The sequence below is a fragment of the Mycobacterium sp. genome, assembly GCF_032159765.1.
In the GTDB taxonomy this organism is placed as follows: Bacteria; Actinomycetota; Actinomycetes; order Mycobacteriales; family Mycobacteriaceae; genus Mycobacterium.
Map to the genome: position 1 here is coordinate 1 of NZ_JAVHWM010000212.1, position 19,724 is coordinate 19,724.

The 19,724-nt window shown below is 65.3% G+C and carries 20 protein-coding genes; 2 read left to right on the forward strand and 18 right to left on the reverse strand.

Annotated elements, in window-relative coordinates:
* Nucleotides 1–153 precede the first annotated feature (153 nt).
* Together QOH60_RS26985 and QOH60_RS26990 are read left to right on the forward strand one after the other, a co-directional pair.
* Nucleotides 154–756: a TetR/AcrR family transcriptional regulator C-terminal ligand-binding domain-containing protein gene (locus tag QOH60_RS26985; protein WP_526424952.1), complete on the forward strand. Its 603-nt coding sequence runs from the start codon at nucleotides 154–156 to the stop codon at nucleotides 754–756.
* 808 nt (nucleotides 757–1,564) lie between these two features.
* A complete protein-coding gene (locus tag QOH60_RS26990; protein WP_526424953.1) occupies nucleotides 1,565–1,849 on the forward strand; it encodes a hypothetical protein in 285 nt (94 codons plus the stop codon).
* A gap of 22 nt (nucleotides 1,850–1,871) precedes the next feature.
* Here the strand turns inward: QOH60_RS26990 and QOH60_RS26995 are convergent, their stop codons facing one another.
* The 18 genes from QOH60_RS26995 to QOH60_RS27080 form a co-directional block, all read right to left on the reverse strand.
* Nucleotides 1,872–2,345 (reverse strand): hypothetical protein, encoded by a 474-nt coding sequence (locus QOH60_RS26995; RefSeq protein ID WP_526424954.1) that lies wholly within the window; start codon nucleotides 2,343–2,345, stop codon nucleotides 1,872–1,874.
* Between the two features lie 264 nt (nucleotides 2,346–2,609).
* On the reverse strand, nucleotides 2,610–4,196 hold the full coding sequence (nuoN, locus tag QOH60_RS27000) for an NADH-quinone oxidoreductase subunit NuoN (RefSeq protein WP_526424955.1): 1,587 nt from the start codon (nucleotides 4,194–4,196) through the stop codon (nucleotides 2,610–2,612).
* On the reverse strand, nucleotides 4,193–5,755 hold the full coding sequence (locus QOH60_RS27005; RefSeq protein WP_526424956.1) for an NADH-quinone oxidoreductase subunit M: 1,563 nt from the start codon (nucleotides 5,753–5,755) through the stop codon (nucleotides 4,193–4,195). The genes nuoN and QOH60_RS27005 overlap by 4 nt, the downstream gene beginning before the upstream one ends.
* Nucleotides 5,752–7,638, reverse strand: a complete 1,887-nt coding sequence (gene nuoL / locus QOH60_RS27010; RefSeq protein WP_526424957.1) for an NADH-quinone oxidoreductase subunit L — start codon at nucleotides 7,636–7,638, stop codon at nucleotides 5,752–5,754. Before nuoL ends, QOH60_RS27005 begins: the two co-directional genes overlap by 4 nt.
* Nucleotides 7,639–7,648: 10 nt before the next feature.
* Nucleotides 7,649–7,948, reverse strand: a complete 300-nt coding sequence (gene nuoK, locus QOH60_RS27015; RefSeq protein WP_526424958.1) for an NADH-quinone oxidoreductase subunit NuoK — start codon at nucleotides 7,946–7,948, stop codon at nucleotides 7,649–7,651.
* Entirely contained in the window at nucleotides 7,945–8,748 is an 804-nt protein-coding gene (locus tag QOH60_RS27020; protein WP_526424959.1) for an NADH-quinone oxidoreductase subunit J, read from the reverse strand. Before QOH60_RS27020 ends, nuoK begins: the two co-directional genes overlap by 4 nt.
* Entirely contained in the window at nucleotides 8,745–9,308 is a 564-nt protein-coding gene (gene nuoI / locus QOH60_RS27025; RefSeq protein WP_526424960.1) for an NADH-quinone oxidoreductase subunit NuoI, read from the reverse strand. The genes QOH60_RS27020 and nuoI overlap by 4 nt, the downstream gene beginning before the upstream one ends.
* Nucleotides 9,301–10,515, reverse strand: a complete 1,215-nt coding sequence (gene nuoH, locus QOH60_RS27030) for an NADH-quinone oxidoreductase subunit NuoH (RefSeq protein WP_526424961.1) — start codon at nucleotides 10,513–10,515, stop codon at nucleotides 9,301–9,303. Before nuoH ends, nuoI begins: the two co-directional genes overlap by 8 nt.
* The gene (locus tag QOH60_RS27035; protein WP_526424962.1) at nucleotides 10,512–12,899 is read right to left on the reverse strand and encodes an NADH-quinone oxidoreductase subunit G; all 2,388 of its coding nucleotides are present in this window, start codon (nucleotides 12,897–12,899) and stop codon (nucleotides 10,512–10,514) included. The genes nuoH and QOH60_RS27035 overlap by 4 nt, the downstream gene beginning before the upstream one ends.
* Nucleotides 12,896–14,224: an NADH-quinone oxidoreductase subunit NuoF gene (gene nuoF, locus QOH60_RS27040; protein WP_526424963.1), complete on the reverse strand. Its 1,329-nt coding sequence runs from the start codon at nucleotides 14,222–14,224 to the stop codon at nucleotides 12,896–12,898. Before nuoF ends, QOH60_RS27035 begins: the two co-directional genes overlap by 4 nt.
* 1 nt (nucleotide 14,225) lies before the next feature.
* Entirely contained in the window at nucleotides 14,226–15,092 is an 867-nt protein-coding gene (nuoE, locus tag QOH60_RS27045) for an NADH-quinone oxidoreductase subunit NuoE (protein WP_526424964.1), read from the reverse strand.
* Nucleotides 15,089–16,423, reverse strand: coding sequence for an NADH dehydrogenase (quinone) subunit D (nuoD, locus tag QOH60_RS27050; RefSeq protein ID WP_526424965.1), 1,335 nt, complete (start codon nucleotides 16,421–16,423; stop codon nucleotides 15,089–15,091). Before nuoD ends, nuoE begins: the two co-directional genes overlap by 4 nt.
* Nucleotides 16,423–17,124 carry an NADH-quinone oxidoreductase subunit C gene (locus tag QOH60_RS27055; RefSeq protein ID WP_526424966.1) on the reverse strand — a complete coding sequence of 234 codons (702 nt, stop codon included), beginning with the start codon at nucleotides 17,122–17,124 and terminating at the stop codon, nucleotides 16,423–16,425. Before QOH60_RS27055 ends, nuoD begins: the two co-directional genes overlap by 1 nt.
* A gap of 74 nt (nucleotides 17,125–17,198) precedes the next feature.
* On the reverse strand, nucleotides 17,199–17,768 hold the full coding sequence (locus QOH60_RS27060; protein WP_526424967.1) for an NADH-quinone oxidoreductase subunit B: 570 nt from the start codon (nucleotides 17,766–17,768) through the stop codon (nucleotides 17,199–17,201).
* Nucleotides 17,769–17,772: 4 nt separating this feature from the next.
* On the reverse strand, nucleotides 17,773–18,150 hold the full coding sequence (locus QOH60_RS27065) for an NADH-quinone oxidoreductase subunit A (protein WP_526424968.1): 378 nt from the start codon (nucleotides 18,148–18,150) through the stop codon (nucleotides 17,773–17,775).
* 233 nt (nucleotides 18,151–18,383) lie between these two features.
* Nucleotides 18,384–18,815 (reverse strand): Rv3143 family two-component system response regulator, encoded by a 432-nt coding sequence (locus tag QOH60_RS27070; protein WP_526424969.1) that lies wholly within the window; start codon nucleotides 18,813–18,815, stop codon nucleotides 18,384–18,386.
* 9 nt (nucleotides 18,816–18,824) lie between these two features.
* Complete coding sequence (locus tag QOH60_RS27075) at nucleotides 18,825–19,352, reverse strand: YceI family protein (protein WP_526424970.1); 528 nt, start codon at nucleotides 19,350–19,352, stop codon at nucleotides 18,825–18,827.
* Nucleotides 19,349–19,723 carry a nuclear transport factor 2 family protein gene (locus tag QOH60_RS27080; protein ID WP_526424982.1) on the reverse strand — a complete coding sequence of 125 codons (375 nt, stop codon included), beginning with the start codon at nucleotides 19,721–19,723 and terminating at the stop codon, nucleotides 19,349–19,351. Before QOH60_RS27080 ends, QOH60_RS27075 begins: the two co-directional genes overlap by 4 nt.
* Between the last annotated feature and the right edge of the window lies 1 nt (nucleotide 19,724).

Here is a 19,724-nt window from a genome sequence, read left to right on the forward strand (position 1 = left end):
GCCGGGCAGCACAGTCGACAGCCAGCGGGCCATGATGTCGGGGAGTGTGCTGGTGTCGCGGCTCGAGTGCTGTAGTCGGCCGACCGCGTCGACAGCCGGTTCTCCTGACACAATTCGCCCTTCGGTCATAATTACGATACGCTTGGTAGCGATATGAAAGCAGACTGGCAGACGGTTGACAAGGGCCCGAGCGTCGGCCGCCCCCGCGACCCCAGGATCGACGCGTCGATCCTGCGGGCGGCAGCCGGACTGCTTGTCGAGATCGGGTATTCGAATGTGACGATGGCCGCTGTCGCAGAACGTGCACGCACCACCAAGACCGCGCTGTACCGCCGGTGGTCGAGCAAGGCTGAAATGGTGCACGAGGCCGCGTTTCCGGCCGCGCCTACCGCGCTGCGAAGTCCGTCGACGAGTTTCGCCGACGACGTGCATGCGATGGTCGAAGCGACCCGTGACGTGTTCACAACGCCGGTGGTACGCGCGGCGTTGCCCGGGCTGGTCGCCGACATGGGCAGCGATCCCGAGCTGAATGACCGTGTGATGCAACGCTTCGCGGACCTGTTCGCAGCGGTTCGCGAGCGTGTCAGCCAGGCAATCGATCACGGCGACGCCCGGCCTGGCGTCGATCCGGACCGCTTAGTTGAGGTGATCGGCGGCGCGACGATGTTGCGGCTATTGCTGCGGCCGCAGGACGACCTCGATGACGACTGGGTGGCGCAAACCACCGCAATCGTTGTGCATGGCGTGCTGGCATAGCGGGATTGGCTGTTCTTGGATGGTCGGGCGTACGGGCCCGCGCGTAAGATGGGCCTAGTTGTAGCCATAGTCACCACACGGGTGGGTTGTGTTGATCAAACAACTGGTTTTGGGAGTAGCAGTCGCGGTCGCTCTCCCGGTATCGGTCGCCATTTGTCCAGGCATAACAGCCATCAATCTGGGTTCAGGGGTTGCGAGCGCAGGCCCTTGTCCGCCGGGCGCGAAGTGCGGACCGGGCCCCGGTGGTCCGGGTCCGGGTGGTCCGGGTGGGCGAGCGCCGAAGCTGCCGCATGGTGATCCGGGTGGGCCAGGGTCCAAGCCTCCGCATGCCAATCCGGGCGGACCTGGTGGGCAGCTGCCGAAGCCGCCGCGTGTCGACGCCAACGGACCGGGCGGGCCGGGCGGGCAGCCGCACAAGCCGGCGGCGGTTGATCTGGGACGGCCGCCCGGTGACCTCCGGGGCGATTTCGGCGTAGACAGGGGAGGCCGACCCAGTGGAAACGTCCAAACCGACCTCCGGCAGCTGAGCCGAGCCCCTGCTGACTTTCGTCCGGATTTCCGGGTTGATTTGGGCCGGCAGGGCTTACCTCGTGGCGACATCCGAGGGAACTTCCACTTGCCGGGTCGGCCGCCTGCGGACTTTCGTCCGGATTTCCGGGTTGATTTGGGCTGGCCGGGCTTACCTCGTTTCGACCTTCACGTGAACTTCCGTTGGCCGGGACGACCGCCAGCCGATTTCCGCCCGGACTTCCGCAGCATTTTCCCGCGGCTCGGACGCCCTCCTGGAGATTTCCGCGCGGACTTCCACGTGGACCTTTTCGGCCTCGACGCCAGCGTGGACTTCGGCTGGCTGCACCTGCGTCTCGGTCCGCCGCCCTGGCGCGGTGGTGCTCCGCCGTGGGGCATCGGGCCAGCGCCGTGGGGTTGGGGTCCACCACCTCCGCCGGACTGGTACGGACCGCTTCCGCCGTACGGGCCGGTGCCTGCGCCGTTCGACTACTGGGGACTCACCGTCATCCCGGTCTGGGATCCGGGTTTCCAGCAGTGGGGCTTCTGGGAATTCGGGATATGGATACCGCTGCCGGGTCAATAGCCGATGGCATAGGCCGAAACCGCTACCACTGGATGCCCAGTGCTTGGCATGTGGCCACGGGACCGCCATACGCGACGATGCCATCTGTCCAAGCCGCCTCGTCATACTTCGTCCCGGAGCCTGGTCGAACACTCGCCACAAACAGCTGGACATCGTCGATGTAGCGCTGCAAAGTGCGGATCATCCAGCGGGGCGGGTTGGCGTGCGCGTCGAGCACCTGTTGCGCCCGGTGCGCCCAGTCCTGGGAATCCGTGACGAATTTCGGCAGCGCCGCGGTCTGCTCAGGTGAACCCGGCTGACCGCTCGCGAGAAAAGCGTTGCTGCGGTCGTCGTTTTCTTTCATCAGCGGCGCAATGGCTTGGCACAGCGCTCGGTCGGCATCGCCCGTCGGTGGGCTCGGAGTGCCGGTAGGCGTTGCAACCCCCGTGGGCTCGCGCTGCATCGCCACCAATGCGACGACCAGCGCCGCCACTGCGAGTCCGACGACAAGCAACACACCAGCACCGATCAGTATCCGACGGCGGCGGGGGTCCCTGGGCGTTCCGCCAAAGTACGGACGCGTTGGTCGGTCTTGTGGAAATCTTTGGCCAGTCATCCTCTCAGCCTAGGTAGTTCTGGACGGTGGTCCCACCTCATGACGTAGACCTGGGGCGGGGGGTCATGTGATGGCCTAGCGATGTACGACAACCCTTTCCGTCTGACTGGCAATCTGCCGTGACGCTGGTTCCGCATCCCTGTCGTCAGCGGCGTGGTGGCGTAGTCAGCGCACGAATTGTGCTGCGGCGTTGCACAATTCGAGCAGTGGCTGCGGCACGATCCCGAGGAGCACCGTCGCCGCCGCCGTGATGGCGATCGCGGCCTTGCTCAAGAAGCCCGGCACGAAGATATGCGGGGTGTCCTCTGTGGGTTCGGTGAAGAACATCAGCACGATCACGCGCACGTAGAAGTAGGCTGCGACGCCGCTGGCGACAACACCGACGATGACCAGCGGTGCGGCGCCGCTCTGCGCCGCCGCGCTGAACACCGTGAACTTGGCGATGAACCCGCTCGTCAACGGGATACCGGCGAATGCGAGCAGAAACATCGAGAACATCACGCCGACAATCGGGCGCTCGCGGCCCAGCCCCGCCCAGTGCGACAGCGTGGTGTCTTCCTCGCCATCGGCGTTGCGCACCAACGCCACAACGGCGAACGCGCCGAGGGTGCTGAACCCGTACGCGACCAGATAGAACATCGTCGCCGACAGCCCGGCGGGATTCGGCGCGGCGATGACGCCCGTCAGGATGAACCCGGCATGCGCGACTGACGAATACGCGAGCATCCGCTTGACGTCCGACTGGGTGACCGCGCTGATGGTGCCGACGGCCATCGTCAGGATCGCGACGCCCCACATCGCCGGCCGCCAGTCGACGGTCAAGGCCGGGAGCATCACATAGAAGACCCGCAGCATCGCACCGAATGCGGCGATCTTGGTGGCTGCGGCCATGAACCCGGTGATCGGCGTCGGCGCACCCTGGTACACGTCGGGAATCCACGAATGGAACGGGACGGCGCCGACTTTGAACAGCAGGCCGACCGTCAACAGCGCAACACCGATGAGGGCCATGGACTGGTCGCCGCGTTGCTGATCCAACGCGTCGCCGATCCCTGACAGCGTCAGCGTGTTCGCATATCCGTACAGGAGCGCAATGCCGTAAAGGAAGAACGCCGACGAGAATGCCCCGAGGAGAAAGTATTTCAGCGCGGCTTCCTGCGACAGCAGCCGGCGACGACGCGCCAGCCCGCACAGCAGGTACAACGGAAGCGACAGCACCTCGAGCGCGACGAACATCGTCAGGAGATCATCTGCCGCCGGGAACAACATCATCCCGGCGAGCGCGAACAGCGTCAGCGGGAACACTTCGGTCTGGCTGAATCCCGCGCGGTCGGCCTCAAGTTCGGCCGGGCTTCCCGGGATCGCGGCCGCCTGCGGGGTGAACGCATCGAAGCCGTTCCCATGCGAAACTGCCGCCAGCTCAGGCGTTTTGACTCTGATCTGGCGTTCGGCGATCAGCATCAGCGCGAGGATCCCGATGACGACGACCGTGGCCTGCAGCAGCAGCGCGGGCCCGTCGACCGCGACAGCACCCACGACCGCGCTGTGCCCGGGCAGCCGCAGCCCGCGGGCCACCACGACGATTGCCACCAACGCGGCGGCGGACCCGCCCAGGCTCAGCACGAGCTGTGCACCGTAGCGCACCCGGCGGGGCAAAAAGGCTTCGACGAGCACGCTCGCAACGGCGACGCCGAACATGATCAGCATCGGGGACAGCTGGACGTATTCGATACTCGGCGCGGGGATGCTCACTTGTGTTGTCCCTCCGCTGTGCTCATCGGCACGACTGTTGACGCGGGGTCATGCTCGCCGATTGTGCTCAGTGTGTTGGTGACAGCGGGATTGACCACGTCCAGTACGGGCTTCGGATAGATGCCGAAGACAAGCAGCAGGGCGATCAGCGGTGCGACGACGAGCATCTCGCGCGGCCTCATGTCCTGTAACTTGTCGTTGCCGTCCTTGACCGGCCCCGTCATCATCCGCTGGTACATCCACAGGATGTAGACCGCCGAGAGCACGAGCGCGCTCGACGCGATGATCGCGGCCACCTGGTAGCGGTTGAATGTGCCCAACAGCACCAGGAATTCGGAGATGAACGGAGCCAATCCGGGCAGCGACAGCGTCGCGAGGCCGGACACCAGGAACGTGCCCGCGAGGATGGGGGCGACCTTCTGGACGCCGCCGTACGCGGCGATCGCCCTGGATCCGCGCCGCGATATCAGGAATCCGGCGATCAGGAACAGCGCCGCGGTCGACAGACCATGGTTGACCATGTACAGCGTCGAGCCGGACTGGCCCTGGCTGGTCATCACGAAGATGCCGAGGATAATGAAGCCGAAGTGGCTGATCGAGGTGTAGGCGATCAAGCGCATCACGTCGGTCTGGCCGATCGCCACGACCGCGCCGTAGACGATCCCGATCACCGCCAGGGTGATGATCAGCGGCCGGAAATACGTTGAGGCATCGGGAAAGAGCTGCAGGCAGAAGCGCAGCATGCCGAAGGTACCGACCTTGTCGACGACGGCCATCATCAACACTGCGGTGGCAGGCGTGGCCTCCACCGCGGCGTCGGGCAGCCACCGATGGAACGGCCACAGGGGCGCTTTGACCGCGAACGCGAACATGAAGCCGAGGAACAAGGCCTTGGCCACGCCGGGGTCGATGTTCAGCTGCCCGCTCGCCACCGCATCGACGATCGCGCGGAAGTCGAACGTGCCGACGCCGTTGCGCGCGGTCACCACGTACAGCCCGATGACCGCGGCGAGCATAATCAGCCCGCCGAAGAGGTTGTACAGCAAGAACTTCACCGCGGCCTTGCTCCGGTTTTCCCCGGTGCCGAAGCCGCCGATCAGGAAGTACATCGGGATCAGCATCGCCTCGAAGAACACATAGAACAGCAGCACGTCCAGCGCGACCAGCGAGATCAGCACCATCGATTCGACGGCAAGGAACAACGCGACGTAGCTGTGTGTGGCCCGGGGACGGTCGCCGCCATCGTTCCACCCGGCCACCATCAGCAGCGGCACCAGCACGGCCGTGAGCAGCACCAGCACCAGTGCGATGCCGTCGACGCCGAGTGTGTAGGAGGTGCCCAAAGCCGGTATCCAGGAGTGGGATTCGATGAACTGGTAGCGCACGCCGCATGGGCAGAAGCCCACGGCAAGCGCGACCGCGATCCCGAGAACAAAGATCGATACGGCCAAGCCGAGGTACTTGGCGACGTGGCGCCACGCCGGGGGCAGCAACACGGCGACCACCGCACCTGCCAGCGGCACGAGCCACAGGATCGTCAACCACGGAACTCCGCTCACCAGAACCTCACCGCCAAGATCGCCGCGACCACCAGCACTGCGCCTGCGAACATCGATAGCGCATAGGACCGTGCAAAACCGTTCTGTGCCATGCGCAGTAGGCCGGACAGCCGGCCGATCAGCGCCGCCAGCCCGCCGACCGATCCGTCGACGGCCTTGTCGTCAAGCTCGACGAGCCCACGCGTCGCAACAGCGCCCGGGCGCATGAACACCGCTTCGTTGAAGGCGTCGCCGTACAGATCCCGGCGCGCGGCCACCGTCAGCGCACTCCCGACAGGCACTTCCTCGGGTACCGGCTTGGTCGCATACATCCGGTAGGCGATCCCGACGCCGACGGCCACCACGGCAAGCGTGAACACCGTGGTCACCCAGGCCGGCAAGCCGTGCGCAGCCTCCTCATGAGCGCCGACAACGGGCTCCAGCCACTTCTCGAAAGTGCCGCCGATGGCCAGTAATCCACCGGAGAAGACCGATCCGACGGCCAGCACGATCATCGGCCACGTCATCACCCGTGGTGACTCGTGCGGGTGCACGCCTTCCTCCCAGCGCTTCTGCCCAAAGAACGTCATCAGCATCACCCGCGTCATGTAGAACGCCGTGATGCCCGCGCCCAGCAGCGCCGCCCCACCTAACACTGCACCCTTGAAACCGCCTGCGGCGAGGGCGGTTTCGATGATCGCGTCCTTCGAGAAAAAGCCGGCGAGCGGGGGTATGCCGATGATGGCGAGATAGCCAAGGCCGAACGTCACGAACGTGATGGGTAGCAGCTTGCGCAGACCGCCGTAGCGGCGCATGTTGACTTCGTCGTTCATCGCGTGCATCACGGATCCGGCGCCGAGGAATAACCCGGCCTTGAAGAAGCCGTGCGTGAGAAGGTGCATGATCGCAAAGGCGTAACCCGCAGGCCCCAGGCCCGCGGCCAACACCATGTAGCCGATCTGGCTCATCGTCGACGCGGCGAGCGCCTTCTTGATGTCGTCCTTGGCGCAGCCGATGATCGCGCCGAACAACAGCGTGACGGCGCCGACGGCCACGACGCCGGCTTGAGCGCCGGGCGCGAGGTTGTAGATGGGGTGCGAGCGCACGATCAGGTAGACGCCGGCGGTGACCATCGTGGCGGCGTGGATCAGCGCCGACACCGGCGTCGGACCTTCCATCGCGTCGCCGAGCCAGGATTGCAGCGGCACCTGGGCCGACTTGCCGCACGCCGCGAGTAGCAACAGCAGCCCGATTGCGGTGAGCACCCCTTCGCTGGCACCGCCCGTGTTGGAGAAGACGCCCGCGAACGAAATGGTGCCGAAGGTCGCGAACATCACGAACATCGCCAGCGCGAGACCGACATCGCCGACGCGGTTGACGATGAATGCCTTCTTGGCAGCCGTTGCGGCAGAAGGCTTGTGGTACCAGAAGCCGATCAGCAGATAAGAGGCCAGGCCGACGCCTTCCCACCCGACGTACAGCCCGAGGTAGTTGTTCGCGAGCACCAGCAGCAGCATCGCGGCGACGAAGAGGTTGAGGTAGGCGAAGAACCTTCGCCGGTCGGTGTCATGGGCCATATAGCCCACGGAGTAGATGTGAATCAGCGATCCCACGCCCGTGATCAGCAGGACGAAGCAGATCGACAAACTGTCAAGCAGCAGACCGAAATTCACCTGCAGACCGTTGACCGGCACCCATGAGAACCCGTCGACGTGCACCGCGCGCTGCTCGCCGGCCCGGCCCAGCATGTCGAAGAACAGCACCACGCCGACGCCGAACGCGGCAAGCACCGTCGCACAGCCCAGCAGGTGCCCCCACCGATCGCTGCGCCTGCCCGCAAGCAGCAGCACCACCGCACCGAATGACGGCAGCGCCAACAGCAGCCAGGTCAATATTGAAGTCATAGCTCGGCCTTCAATGCTTCAGCAGGTTGGCGTCGTCGACCGAGGCCGACCTGCGGGCACGGAAGATCGTCATGATGATGGCCAGGCCGACGACGACCTCGCACGCCGCAACGACCATCACGAAGAACGCCACCACCTGGCCGTCGAGCGTGCCGCGCATGCGGGCGAACGTGACGAAGGCGAGATTCGCGGCGTTGAGCATCAGCTCGACGCACATGAACATCACGATCGCATTGCGGCGCAACACAACTCCGGCCGCACCGATGATGAACAGCAGAACCGACAGGTAGAGGTAGTTCATCGGGTTCATCGCTTCGCTCCATTGCTGGAGGACCCGTGGCCGGACGACGTGTTGCCGAGAGCGTCGACAGCGTCGATCGAGTCGATATTTCGCGGTGTCAGCACCTTGGACACCGACATCTCGGAATAGGTGCCGTCGGGCAGCAACGCGGGAATGTCCAGCGCGTTGTGCCGGGCGTAGACGCCCGGTCCGGGCAGGGGAGTGGCCCGCTGGCCTGGCCCGAAACGCGCACGGGACAGCTCCTTTTGCGTCTTGCGGCGTTCGAACCGTTCGCGGTGCGCGAGCACCATCGCTCCGAGCGCCGCCGTGATCAGCAGGGCGCTGGTGACCTCGAACGCCCAGAGGTACTTCGTGAAGATCAGGATCGCCAGCTTCTGCACATTGTGGCCGCCGTCGTTGGCCGCCGTCAGGCCGACGAACGACGTCGTGGCGGCGCCGATCCCGGCAATCACCAGGATCCCGAACCCGAGACTCGACAGGATGGCGAAAACCCGTTGCCCCTGAATGGTTTCCACGAGTGACTCGGCCGTGTCGACGCCGATGAGCATCAGCACGAACAGGAACAACATCATCACCGCGCCGGTGTAGACCACCACCTGCACTACGCCGAGGAACAGGGCGTCCTGCGCGATGTAGAAAATCGCAAGCACGATCATCGTCATCGCGAGGAATATCGCCGAGTACACGGCCTTGGACGAGATCACCATGCCTACTGCGCCTATGAGTGCGACCACGGCGAGAATCCAGAACGTCACCGCTTCGCCGGTCGAGGTGCGCGTGATGGCCTCGGCGGCCAGCAGTGTGGTCATGTGGGCTGTCCTACCGTCGGCTCTCCCGTCGCTCCGCTCGCCCTGGAGGGCTGTCCCAGGAAGACGGTGCCGCGGTAGTAGTCGTGGTCGGTGGAGCCTTTCACCATCGGGTGCGGCGGGGCGACCATGCCGTCGGCCAGCGGCGCGAGCAGCTTGTCCTTCCCGTAGATCAGGTCGGAGCGGTTGTCGTCGGCCATCTCGTAGTCATTGGTCATCGTCAACGCCCGTGTGGGACAAGCCTCGATGCACAGCCCGCAGCCGATGCAGCGCAGATAGTTGATCTGATAGACGCGGCCGTAGCGCTCTCCGGGGGAGAACCGCTCCTCGTCAGTGTTGTCAGCGCCCTCGACATAGATCGCATCGGCCGGGCACGCCCATGCACACAACTCGCAGCCGATGCACTTCTCCAGGCCGTCGGGATAGCGGTTGAGTTGATGTCGGCCGTGATAGCGCGGCGCGACTGGCCCCGGCTCCTCCGGATACTGTTCTGTGATCGGCTTTTTGAACATCGTGGCGAAGGTCACGCCGAAGCCGGCGATCGCGTCGAGGAACTTAGGCATCAGCGCGCTCCTTCTCACTCGGCAGCGGCGGGACCGGGAAATCACTGTACGGTGACGTCCCACCATCCGGCACCGACGGTCTCCGTCTGTTGCGCACGAGGTTTCGAATGGACATCAACAGCGCGAAACCCGCGACGGTGCTCGCCGCGATCAGGATCATCGCCCATGAGTGATAGCCCTCAGCGCGCAGGATGCGCACCGTGCCGACGATCATCACCCACACCAGTGAGATCGGGATGAGGATCTTCCAACCCAGCGCCATGAACTGGTCGTAGCGAAGCCGCGGCAGGCTGGCGCGCAGCCAGATGAACAAGAACAGGAACGTCCACACCTTGCCGATGAACCAGATCAGCGGCCACCAGCCGGAATTCGCGCCGTCGATCATGTTGAACGGCCACGGAGCATGCCACCCGCCCAGGAACATCGTCGTCGCCAGCGCCGACACCGTGGTCATGTTCACGTACTCGGCGAGCATGAACATCGCGAACTTCAACGACGAATATTCGGTGTGGAAACCGGCCACCAACTCGCCCTCGGCCTCCGGCAGGTCGAACGGCGCGCGGTTCGTCTCTCCGACCATCGACGTGACGTAGATCAAGAACGAGGGCAGCAGCAGAAAGACGTACCAGATGTGGTCCTGGGCCGCCACGATGCCGGACGTGGACATCGTTCCGGCATAGAGGAATACCGCCGCGAACGACAGCGCCATCGCGATCTCGTAGGAGACCACCTGCGCCGATGACCGCAGCCCGCCGAGCAGCGGATAGGTCGAGCCGGAGGCCCATCCGGCCAGCACGATGCCGTACACGCCCACCGACGTCACGGCCAGCACATAGAGGACCGCGACGGGCATGTCGGTCAGCTGCAACGGGGTGTGGTGTCCGAAGATGGACACCACGGGGCCCATGGGAATGACGGCGAATGCGGTGAAGGCCGGAATCACCGAGATCACCGGCGCCAAAAGGTAGATCGGCTTGTCGACACCGGAAGGGATGAGGCCCTCTTTCAGGCCGAGCTTGATGCCGTCGACGAGACTCTGCAGCAGCCCGAACGGTCCGACCCGGTTCGGCCCGAACCGCATTTGCATGCGGCCCAGCACTTTCCGTTCGACGAGAATGGCGACGAGCACCGTCAGAACCAGGAAGACGAAGACCCCGACGGCCTTGATGATCACCAGCCACCAGGGGTCGTTGCCGAAGCCCGTCATGACCCTGTCCCGATCGACACCACGGAACCCGCCGTCACCCGCAGTTGCTCGTAGACCGCCGAACCCGGCGAGTTCATCGGCAGCCAGACGACGTGGTCGGGCATGTCGGTGATGGCCAGCGGCAACGTGATCGAGCCGCCCTCCGTACCCACGGAGACGGGATCACCTTCTGACGCACCGATTTCGGCGGCGGTGGTCGCCGAGAGGCGGGCGACCGGCGGGCGTGCCGTGCCCGCGAGGTACGGTTCGCCGTCCTGCAGGCGTCCGAGATCCAGCGCCATGTGCCACGTGGCGAGGCGCGCCTGCCCCGGGTTCGGGACCTGCGCTTGGCCGACGGTGGCCGAGGGGAGTTCGGGTCGCGCACCGTCCCACCCGCCGATGCGCGTCATCTCGGTGTACGCGTCCGACGGATGAGTCAGGCCGAGGTCGACCCCCAACTCATCGGAGATCATCGTGAGCACCCGGGCGTCCGAGAACGACCCGGCGTTGGCCAGCGCCGGCGCGAACGGACGGTGTCTGCCTTCCCAGTTCACGAACGTCCCGGCCTTCTCAACCACGGGCGCGACGGGAAACACGACGTCTGCCCGTTCGGTCACCGAGCTGCGGCGGATCTCGAGGCTCACGATGAACTGTGCTGTGTCCAGCGCAGCAGCGGCCGCCACCGGGTCGGGGAGATCCGCGAGGTCGACGCCACCGATCAACAGCGCTCCGTAACCTTCTGCGCCGCTAATGATTTCGTCGCCGGCGGCACCCGGTTCGGCCGGCAGTTCAGACACATTCCACGCCGTCGCCAGCTGCGCCCGCGCGCCGGGATCGGCCACTGGGCGGCCTCCGGGCAACAGGTTATACAGCGCACCGGCCTCCAGCGCGCCGCGGTCCCCCGCGCGCCGCGGCACCCAGGCCAGCCGCGCGCCGGTCCCCTCGGCGAGACGGGCGGCCGCGGTCAGGGCTCCCGGACTCAGGGCCAACCGCTCGCCGACCAGAATCACCGAGCCGTCTTGACGCAGCGCGTCGGCGACATCGCCGAGGCCGTCGAGCGCGGCGGCCTCCTCACCTGGTGCGGTCTGCAGCAGAGTGCCGAACATCTTGGTGAGCCCGCGGGTGGCGAACGGGGCTATCGAGTACACCTTGGTGCCGTGCTTGCGCGCAGCTTTGCGCAGGCGCAGGAACACGATGCTGGATTCTTCCTCAGGTTCGTAGCCGACGAGCAAGACCGCCGGTGCGGACTCGAGGTCGGTGTACGTCACCGACATAGGTCTGCCCGCCACGTGCGAGGCGAGGAAGTCGGCCTCCTCGGGGGTGTGTGCGCGGGCACGGAAGTCGATGTTGTTGGTACCCATAACAACTCGCGTGAATTTGGCGTACGCGTATGCGTCTTCGACAGTCGACCGGCCGCCGACGAGCACGCCGGCGTTGCCATACGCAGCCGACAACCCCTTGGCCGCCACCGCGAGCGCTTCAGACCACGACGCGGGCACCAGCGTCCCGTCCTCACCGCGAACCTGCGGCGTGCTGATCCGATCGCCGACGCTGGTGTATTTGAAGGCCCACCGGCCCTTGTCGCAGTTCCACTCCTCGTTCACCTCGGGGTCGTCCCCAGAGAGCCTGCGCAGCACGACACCGCGGCGATGGTCGGTGCGCTGCGCACATCCACCGGCGCAGTGCTCGCACACGCTGGGGGAGGAGACGAGGTCGAACGGCCGGGCGCGGAACCGGTACGCCGTGCCGGTGAGCGCACCCACCGGGCAGATCTGCACCGTATTGCCCGAGAAATAGGAGTCGAGTGGTTCGTCGTTGGCGATGCCCACTTGTTGCAGGGCACCGCGTTCGAGGAGCTCGATGAACGGGTCGCCGGCGATCTGGTTGGAGAATCGCGTGCACCGGGCACACAGCACGCAGCGTTCGCGGTCGAGCAGCACCTGGGTGGACAGGTTGATCGGCTTGGGGAAGGTCCGCTTGACGTCAGTGAAGCGAGAGTCCGCGCGCCCGTTGGACATTGCCTGGTTCTGCAGAGGGCATTCACCGCCCTTGTCGCACACCGGGCAGTCGAGCGGGTGGTTGATCAGCAGCAGTTCCATCACGCCCTGCTGTGCTTTGTCGGCGGCTTCCGACGTCAGCTGGGTGCGTACCACCATCTCTTCGGTGCACGTGATCGTGCACGACGCCATCGGCTTGCGCTGGCCCTCGACCTCGACCAGGCATTGACGGCATGCGCCGACCGGGTCCAGCAGCGGATGGTCGCAAAACCGCGGGATCTGGATGCCGAGCAATTCGGCGGCCCGAATCACTAACGTGCCCTTGGGAACCGAGATCTCGATGCCATCGATGGTCAGGTTCACCATCTCGACGTCGGCCTTCTGATCACGATCGGCCGTGGCCGTCATACGGCAGCTCCTTCAGGCGCGACGAGCATGGAGTCGCGCGGATCGAACGGGCAGCCCTGTTGCTCGACATGCGCCACGTACTCGTCGCGGAAGTACTTGATCGACGAGAAGATCGGACTGGCCGCGCCATCGCCCAACGCGCAGAAGGACTTTCCGTTGATGGTGTCGGAGATGTCGAGCAGCTTGTCGATGTCGGCGTCGGTGCCTTCACCTGACTCCAGCCGCTCGTAGATCTGCGCCAGCCAGTACGTGCCCTCCCGGCACGGCGTGCACTTGCCGCACGACTCGTGTTCGTAGAACTCGGTCCACCGCTTCACGGCGCGCACCACGCACGTGGTCTCGTCGAAGATCTGCAGCGCCTTGGTGCCCAGCATCGACCCCGCCCCGCTGACACCCTCGTAATCCAGTGGCACGTCGAGGTGTTCGGCCGTCAGGATCGGCGTCGACGACCCACCCGGGGTCCAGAACTTGAGCTCGTGGCCGGCCCGCACGCCGCCGGCGTAGTCGAGCAGCTCGCGCAACGTGATGCCCAGCGGGGCCTCGTACTGGCCAGGCCGGGTCACATGCCCGGACAGCGAAAACAGCGTGAAGCCAGGCGATTTCTCGCTGCCCATCGAGCGGAACCAGTCGACACCGTTGAGCAGAATCGGCGGCACGCTGGCGATCGACTCGACGTTGTTGACGACCGTCGGGCACGCGTAGAGGCCGGAGACCGCAGGGAACGGCGGGCGCAGGCGTGGCTGACCACGCCTGCCCTCAAGCGAATCCAGCAGCGCGGTCTCCTCACCGCAGATGTAGGCGCCCGCTCCGGCATGCACGACGATCTCCAGGTCGAACCCCGAGCCTTGGATGTCGCGGCCGAGGTAACCGGCGTCGTACGCCTCGGCGACGGCGGCGCGCAGCCGCCGCAACACCGGAACCACCTCGCCGCGAACGTAGATGAACGCGTGCGACGCGCGGATCGCGTAACACGCGATGATGGCACCCTCGATCAGGAAGTGCGGCGTCGAGAACATCAGCGGAATGTCCTTGCACGTCCCGGGTTCCGACTCGTCGGCGTTGATCACCAGGTAATGCGGCTTGGCGCCGGCGCCCTTGGAATCCTGAGGAATGAAACCCCATTTCATTCCGGTGCCGAATCCCGCGCCGCCGCGTCCGCGCAGTCCGGAGTCCTTGACCGTCTGCAGCACCTCGTCGGGGGTCATCGCCAGTGCGGCCGACAGCCCCTTGTAGCCGTCGTGTTCGAGGTAGGTCTCCAGCGTCCACGACTGCGGGGCATCCCAGAACCGGCTCAGCACCGGGGTCAGCGGTGTGGGGTCGGCCATCTCAGTTCTTCTCCGTTTTTGAGGGATCCGTCTCTTTGGTGCCGGACTTGGCCGGAACGTCGGCAGACGGTGCCGCTGCGGGCTTTTCGGAGACCTTCTCGGCCGGTGTCTCGCCGGGAGTTGGTTCGTCTTTCACCGAGTCGGTGGCGCGATCTGGCTCGGGCGCGTGCATGCCGTTGGCGCGGGCGACCCGCAACCCGGCCAGAGTCGCGGCGCCCGAGTCCTTTTGCGCCTCTTCGGGTCGGTCGTCAGCGAATCCGGCTAGGACGCGCGATGTTTCACGAAATGTGCACAGTGGCAGCCCGCGCGACGGTGTGACCTTTTCGTCGTTGCGCAGCTTTTCGACGAGTTCGATTGTGGAGTCCGGGGTTTGGTTGTCGAAGAACTCCCAGTTGACCATGACCACCGGTGCGTAGTCGCATGCGGCGTTGCACTCGATGTGCTGCAGCGTGATCTTCCCGTCGTCGGTGGTCTCGTCGTTGCCGATGTGGAGATGCTCGCGCAGCGCGTCGAAGATCGCGTCGCCGCCCATGATGGCGCACAGCGTGTTGGTGCACACGCCGACGAAGTAGTCACCGGTGGGGTCGCGCCGGTACATGGAGTAGAAGGTGGCCACCGCGGTCACTTCGGCACCCGTCAGCCCGAGTTGCTCGGCGCAGAACCTCACGCCCGCGGGGGTGACGCAGCCATCCTCTGCCTGCACGAGGTGCAGCAAGGGCAGCAGAGCCGAACGTGACTGCGGGTAGCGCGCGATGATCTCCTGCGCGTCGGCTGCCAGTCGCTCGAGCACGTCGGGCGGATAGCTCTCACGTCCGCGCAGATGCGTGGGCTCCTCAGGCTTGGGCCCGAGAGGCAGAAAAACGGTCACCTATCCACCCCGCCCATCACCGGGTCGATCGATGCGACGGCGGAGATCGCGTCGGCGACCATGCCGCCCTCGCACATCGCGGCCACCGCCTGCAGGTTCGTGAACGACGGGTCGCGGTAGTGCACGCGGTACGGACGGGTGCCGCCGTCACTGACCATGTGCACGCCGAGTTCACCGCGGGGCGACTCCACCGCGACATACACCTGACCCGCTGGCACCCGGATGCCCTCGGTGACGATCTTGAAGTGGTGGATGAGCGCCTCCATCGACGAGCCCATGATCTTGGCGATGTGGTCGGGGGAGTTGCCGAGCCCGTCGGGACCGATCGTGAGGTCGGCCGGCCATGCGAGCTTCTTGTCGCTGATCATCACCGGGCCGGGCTTGAGCCGGTCGATGCACTGTTGGACGATCTTCAGCGACTCACGCATCTCCTTGACGCGAATCAGGTAGCGGCCGTAAGCGTCACAGGTGTCGTCGGTGATGACGTCGAATTCGTAGTTCTCGTAGCCGCAGTACGGTTCGGTGCGCCTCAGGTCGTGCGGAAGGCCCGTGGAGCGCAGGCACGGCCCGGTGATGCCCAGTGCCATGCAGCCGGCGAGATCCAGGTAGCCGACGTCGACGGTGCGGGCTTTCCAGATGGAGTTCTCCTGCAGCAGCTTCTCCATGTCGGTCAGCCGCTTCGGGACCAGCTTCATGAAGGCGTGCAGCGCGGGCATCGCCTCGGCGGGCAGGTCAGCTGCAAGGCCGCCGGGGCGGACGTAAGCGCTGTTCATCCGCAGGCCGGTGATGATCTCGAAGAGTTTCATTACCTCTTCGCGCTCCCGGAATCCGAAGAACATCGCGCTCATCGCGCCGAGCTCCATGCCGCCGGTGGCGAGCGCGACCAGATGCGACGAGATCCGGTTGAGCTCCATCATCATCACGCGAATCACGTTGGCGCGCTCAGGAATATCGTCAGTGATGCCGAGAAGCTTCTCCACGCCGAGGCAGTAGGCCGTCTCGTTGAAGAACGGGGACAAGTAGTCCATGCGGGTCACGAACGTCACACCCTGCGTCCAGTTGCGGTATTCGAGGTTCTTCTCGATCCCGGTGTGCAGGTAGCCGATTCCGCACCGTGCTTCGGTGACCGTCTCGCCGTCGATCTCCAGGATCAGCCGCAGCACGCCGTGAGTGGACGGGTGCTGCGGGCCCATGTTGACGACGATCCGTTCGCCGGGATTCGCCTCGGCGGCGGCGGTGACGACGCTATCCCAGTCCTGACCGCCGACCATGATTGTTGTTTCGGTAGCCCTTTCGCTCCTCGCGTCCGCGGCGGGTTCCGTTTGCGTCATTAGTTGTACGCCCTCCGCTCGTCGGGCGGCGGAATCTCGGCACCGTGATATTCGACAGGGACGCCGCCCAACGGATAGTCCTTGCGCTGTGGGTGGCCTTCCCAGTCGTCGGGCATCTCGATGCGTGTCAACGACGGATGGCCGTCGTAGATGATCCCGAAGAAGTCGTACGTCTCGCGCTCGTGCCAGTCGTTGGTGGGATACACCGAAAACAGCGATGGCACATGCGGATCGGAGTCAGGTGCGGTCGTCTCGACGCGGACGCGCCTGCCGTGGGTGAGCGAAGCGAGGTGACACACCGAATGCAGTTCGCGGCCGGTGTCGCCGGGATAGTGCACACCGGACACGCCGAGGCATAGTTCGAAGCGCAGCGCCTCGTCGTCACGCAGCGCCTGCGCGACCTTCACCAGATGCTCGCGGACGACCTCGATGGTGAGTTCGTTGCGGTACACCACAACTCGCTCGACCGCATCGGTGAACGCGACGTTGCCCAACGCTTCGATCAGCGCATCGATGACCTCGTCGAAGTAGCCGCCGTAGGGGCGTGGTGAGCTGCCGGGCAGCGTGATGTCACGAACCAGGCGGCCGTAGCCCGACGTATCGCCGCTGCCCTCGGCGCCGAACATGCCGCGGCGCACGCCGATGACCTCGGTGGCGGACCCCTCGTCGGGCGGCTGCGATGTCGGATCGGCCTGACTCATCTCGCTCCTCGCGTCCGCGGCGTCATCTCGCTCCTCGCGTCCGCGGCGTCATTTCGCTCCTCGCGTCCGCGGCGTCATCTCCGCAGACCGCCGATTTGCAGCATCGTCGTTGTCGACGGAGCAGGCGCGGCCAGCGCGGCAGCTTCGGCTTCGCGCACTGCCTCTTCGCGGTTGACGCCCAGTGGCATCTCCTGAATCTTGGCGTGCAGCATCAGGATCGCGTTCAGCAGCATCTCCGGCCGGGGCGGACACCCAGGCAGGTAGATGTCCACCGGCACCACATGGTCCACGCCCTGCAGGATCGCGTAGTTGTTGAACATGCCGCCCGACGAGGCGCATACGCCCATGGCCAGAACCCATTTCGGCTCGGCCATTTGGTCGTACACCTGGCGCAGCACGGGTGCCATCTTCTGGCTGACGCGGCCGGCGACGATCATCAGGTCCGCCTGGCGTGGGGTGGCCGAGAACCGCTCCATCCCGAACCGGGCGATGTCGAATCGCGGTCCGGCCGTTGCCATCATCTCGATCGCGCAGCAGGCCAGCCCGAACGTCGCGGGCCACAGCGAACCCTTGCGGACATAGCCCGCGACCTTTTCGACTGTGGAAAGCAGGATTCCGGCAGGAAGTTTTTCTTCGATACCCATGGTGTCAGTCCCAGCTCAGGCCGCCGCGCCGCCACACATAGGCGTACGCGACGAACACCGTTGCCATGAAAAGAAGCATCTCGACCAACGCGAACAGTCCCAGCGAATCAAACGTGACCGCCCAGGGATACAGGAACACGATTTCGATGTCGAAGATGATGAACAGCATCGCCGTCAGGTAGTACTTGATCGGGAAGCGCTGTCCCTGCTTTGCCCTCGGGCCGCTGACGTTCACCTCGGTCGGCTCGATCCCGCACTCGTAGGCCTCCAGCTTGGCGCGGTTGTAGCGGCGCGGCCCGGCGAGCACGGCAACGCCCACCGAGAACACCGCGAACCCCGCAGCGATGGCCCCGAGAACCAGGATCGGGAAGTAGACGTTCAACTCGCTCCCTGCTACGACAATGTGGCGGGCTCGGGCTGGAGACCGCCTGGTGACGCAACCCACAGCCTAAACACCCGTTGCCAAGCCCACACCCCGAGGGGTAACCGCAGGACGGCCTGCCTGCCTAGCAGGGCTAATTGCTGCTCCCAACGACCGCCGCGAACACAGTTGCTGACGAATTACGGCCGAAACCCGTCAACAACTGGGTTCTCGGAGTGGTAAGCGGTCTGAAACTAGCTGCGCAGCACCCCCACGACCGCCTCGGCCAACTGGATCGGGTCGATCGGAAGCGGCACGGCGGCCTCTGCGCGCGACCACTTCGCCAGCCAGGCGTCGTCGCGCCGTCCTGTCAATACGACGATCGGCGGACACGGGGCGATCTCGTCTTTGAGCTGCTTGGCGATGCCCATGCCCCCGGTCGGGGCGGCCTCCCCGTCGAGGATCGCGAGGTCGATGGTGTTGGTCTCGATCTGCCGGATCACCATCGGGCCGGTGGCCACGTCGACGTACGTCAGTTCCGGCAACTCCGGATGGATCCGTTTGCCCAATGCCAGCTTGACTTGCTCGCGCACGTTGGGGCTGTCGCTGTAGACGAGGATCTTCAGGTTGCCGTGGACGCCAGGAGCAGTGGTGTCGCGGACGCGAGGAGCAATGATGTCAGGCACGGAGGGATGCTATCCGCCCGCGCGTCGGAACACCGCGTCCGCCGACAGCGTCGTGGTCTTGCCGATCGAGCCGGCCAGGTTTCCACTCACGCCGAGCTGGTTGCGTTCGACGGAGGTGGTTGTGGTCAGCCGGACCGCCCCGTCGTCGAGAAGCTCGGCCTTGACCCGAATCGGCAGGGCAACGGTGTTGCCGCGGATGGACATCTCCGCGCGGACCGCGACCTCGTCTTGTTCGGCCAGCTCCGCCCCGTTGACTGTGACGGCGATGTCGGGGAAATTCTCGGCGTCGAAGAAGTCCGCAGATCGCAGATGCTTGTCCCGTTGTTTGATACCCGTTGACACCGACTCCGCCTTGACGTCGACGCGACCGGAGACGGTGCCGTCGGTGTCCACGCTGCCCTCACCGCCGAACTCGGTGAACCTGCCCTTTACGCTGGCGAGACCCCACATGCCCTTATTCTTGAACGTGAACGACGAACGCTCCGCGTCGAGCGTCCACGCCCCGGGTGCAGCCAAAATATCTGTCAGAGAACTCATTTCGCTTCTTTCATTAGAGGGGCGAGGTCGGCCGGGTCGAAGTATTCGTCGATACGGGTGATCAGGCCGTCGGAGCCGACGCGGATGATGATGCCGACGCGAAGGGAGTACGCAGAGCCGGCACGGGTCTTGCCGCTGAGCACGTGCTGCTGTACGAAGCCGCCGTCGAAGAATTGGCGGTCCAGCACCTCGTAATGACGGTCCGCGCTTGCGGATACGAACCAGTGGATCACCCGGATGGCCCGAGCCTTCTCGGACGGACGGTGGTCGCCTGAATGCCATACGGTCACGTCGTCGGACCACATCGCAGCGACGGCGTCGACGTCGCCGGCCTCGATCGCCGTGAACAGTCGATCCGCAACTGAGGCCAAC

Excerpts from the sequence above, each read along its gene's own strand:
- QOH60_RS27060 (WP_526424967.1), bottom strand. The coding sequence starts at position 17,768 with ATGGGTATCGAAGAAAAACTTCCTGCCGGAATCCTGCTTTCCACAGTC.
- QOH60_RS26985 (WP_526424952.1), top strand. The coding sequence starts at position 154 with ATGAAAGCAGACTGGCAGACGGTTGACAAGGGCCCGAGCGTCGGCCGC.
- QOH60_RS27055 (WP_526424966.1), bottom strand. The coding sequence starts at position 17,124 with ATGAGTCAGGCCGATCCGACATCGCAGCCGCCCGACGAGGGGTCCGCC.
- QOH60_RS27035 (WP_526424962.1), bottom strand. The coding sequence starts at position 12,899 with ATGACGGCCACGGCCGATCGTGATCAGAAGGCCGACGTCGAGATGGTG.
- QOH60_RS27020 (WP_526424959.1), bottom strand. The coding sequence starts at position 8,748 with ATGACCACACTGCTGGCCGCCGAGGCCATCACGCGCACCTCGACCGGC.
- nuoK (WP_526424958.1), bottom strand. The coding sequence starts at position 7,948 with ATGAACCCGATGAACTACCTCTACCTGTCGGTTCTGCTGTTCATCATC.
- nuoH (WP_526424961.1), bottom strand. The coding sequence starts at position 10,515 with ATGACGGGCTTCGGCAACGACCCCTGGTGGCTGGTGATCATCAAGGCC.
- nuoL (WP_526424957.1), bottom strand. The coding sequence starts at position 7,638 with ATGACTTCAATATTGACCTGGCTGCTGTTGGCGCTGCCGTCATTCGGT.
- nuoF (WP_526424963.1), bottom strand. The coding sequence starts at position 14,224 with ATGGCCGACCCCACACCGCTGACCCCGGTGCTGAGCCGGTTCTGGGAT.
- nuoD (WP_526424965.1), bottom strand. The coding sequence starts at position 16,423 with ATGACGCAAACGGAACCCGCCGCGGACGCGAGGAGCGAAAGGGCTACC.
- QOH60_RS27075 (WP_526424970.1), bottom strand. The coding sequence starts at position 19,352 with ATGAGTTCTCTGACAGATATTTTGGCTGCACCCGGGGCGTGGACGCTC.
- nuoI (WP_526424960.1), bottom strand. The coding sequence starts at position 9,308 with ATGCCTAAGTTCCTCGACGCGATCGCCGGCTTCGGCGTGACCTTCGCC.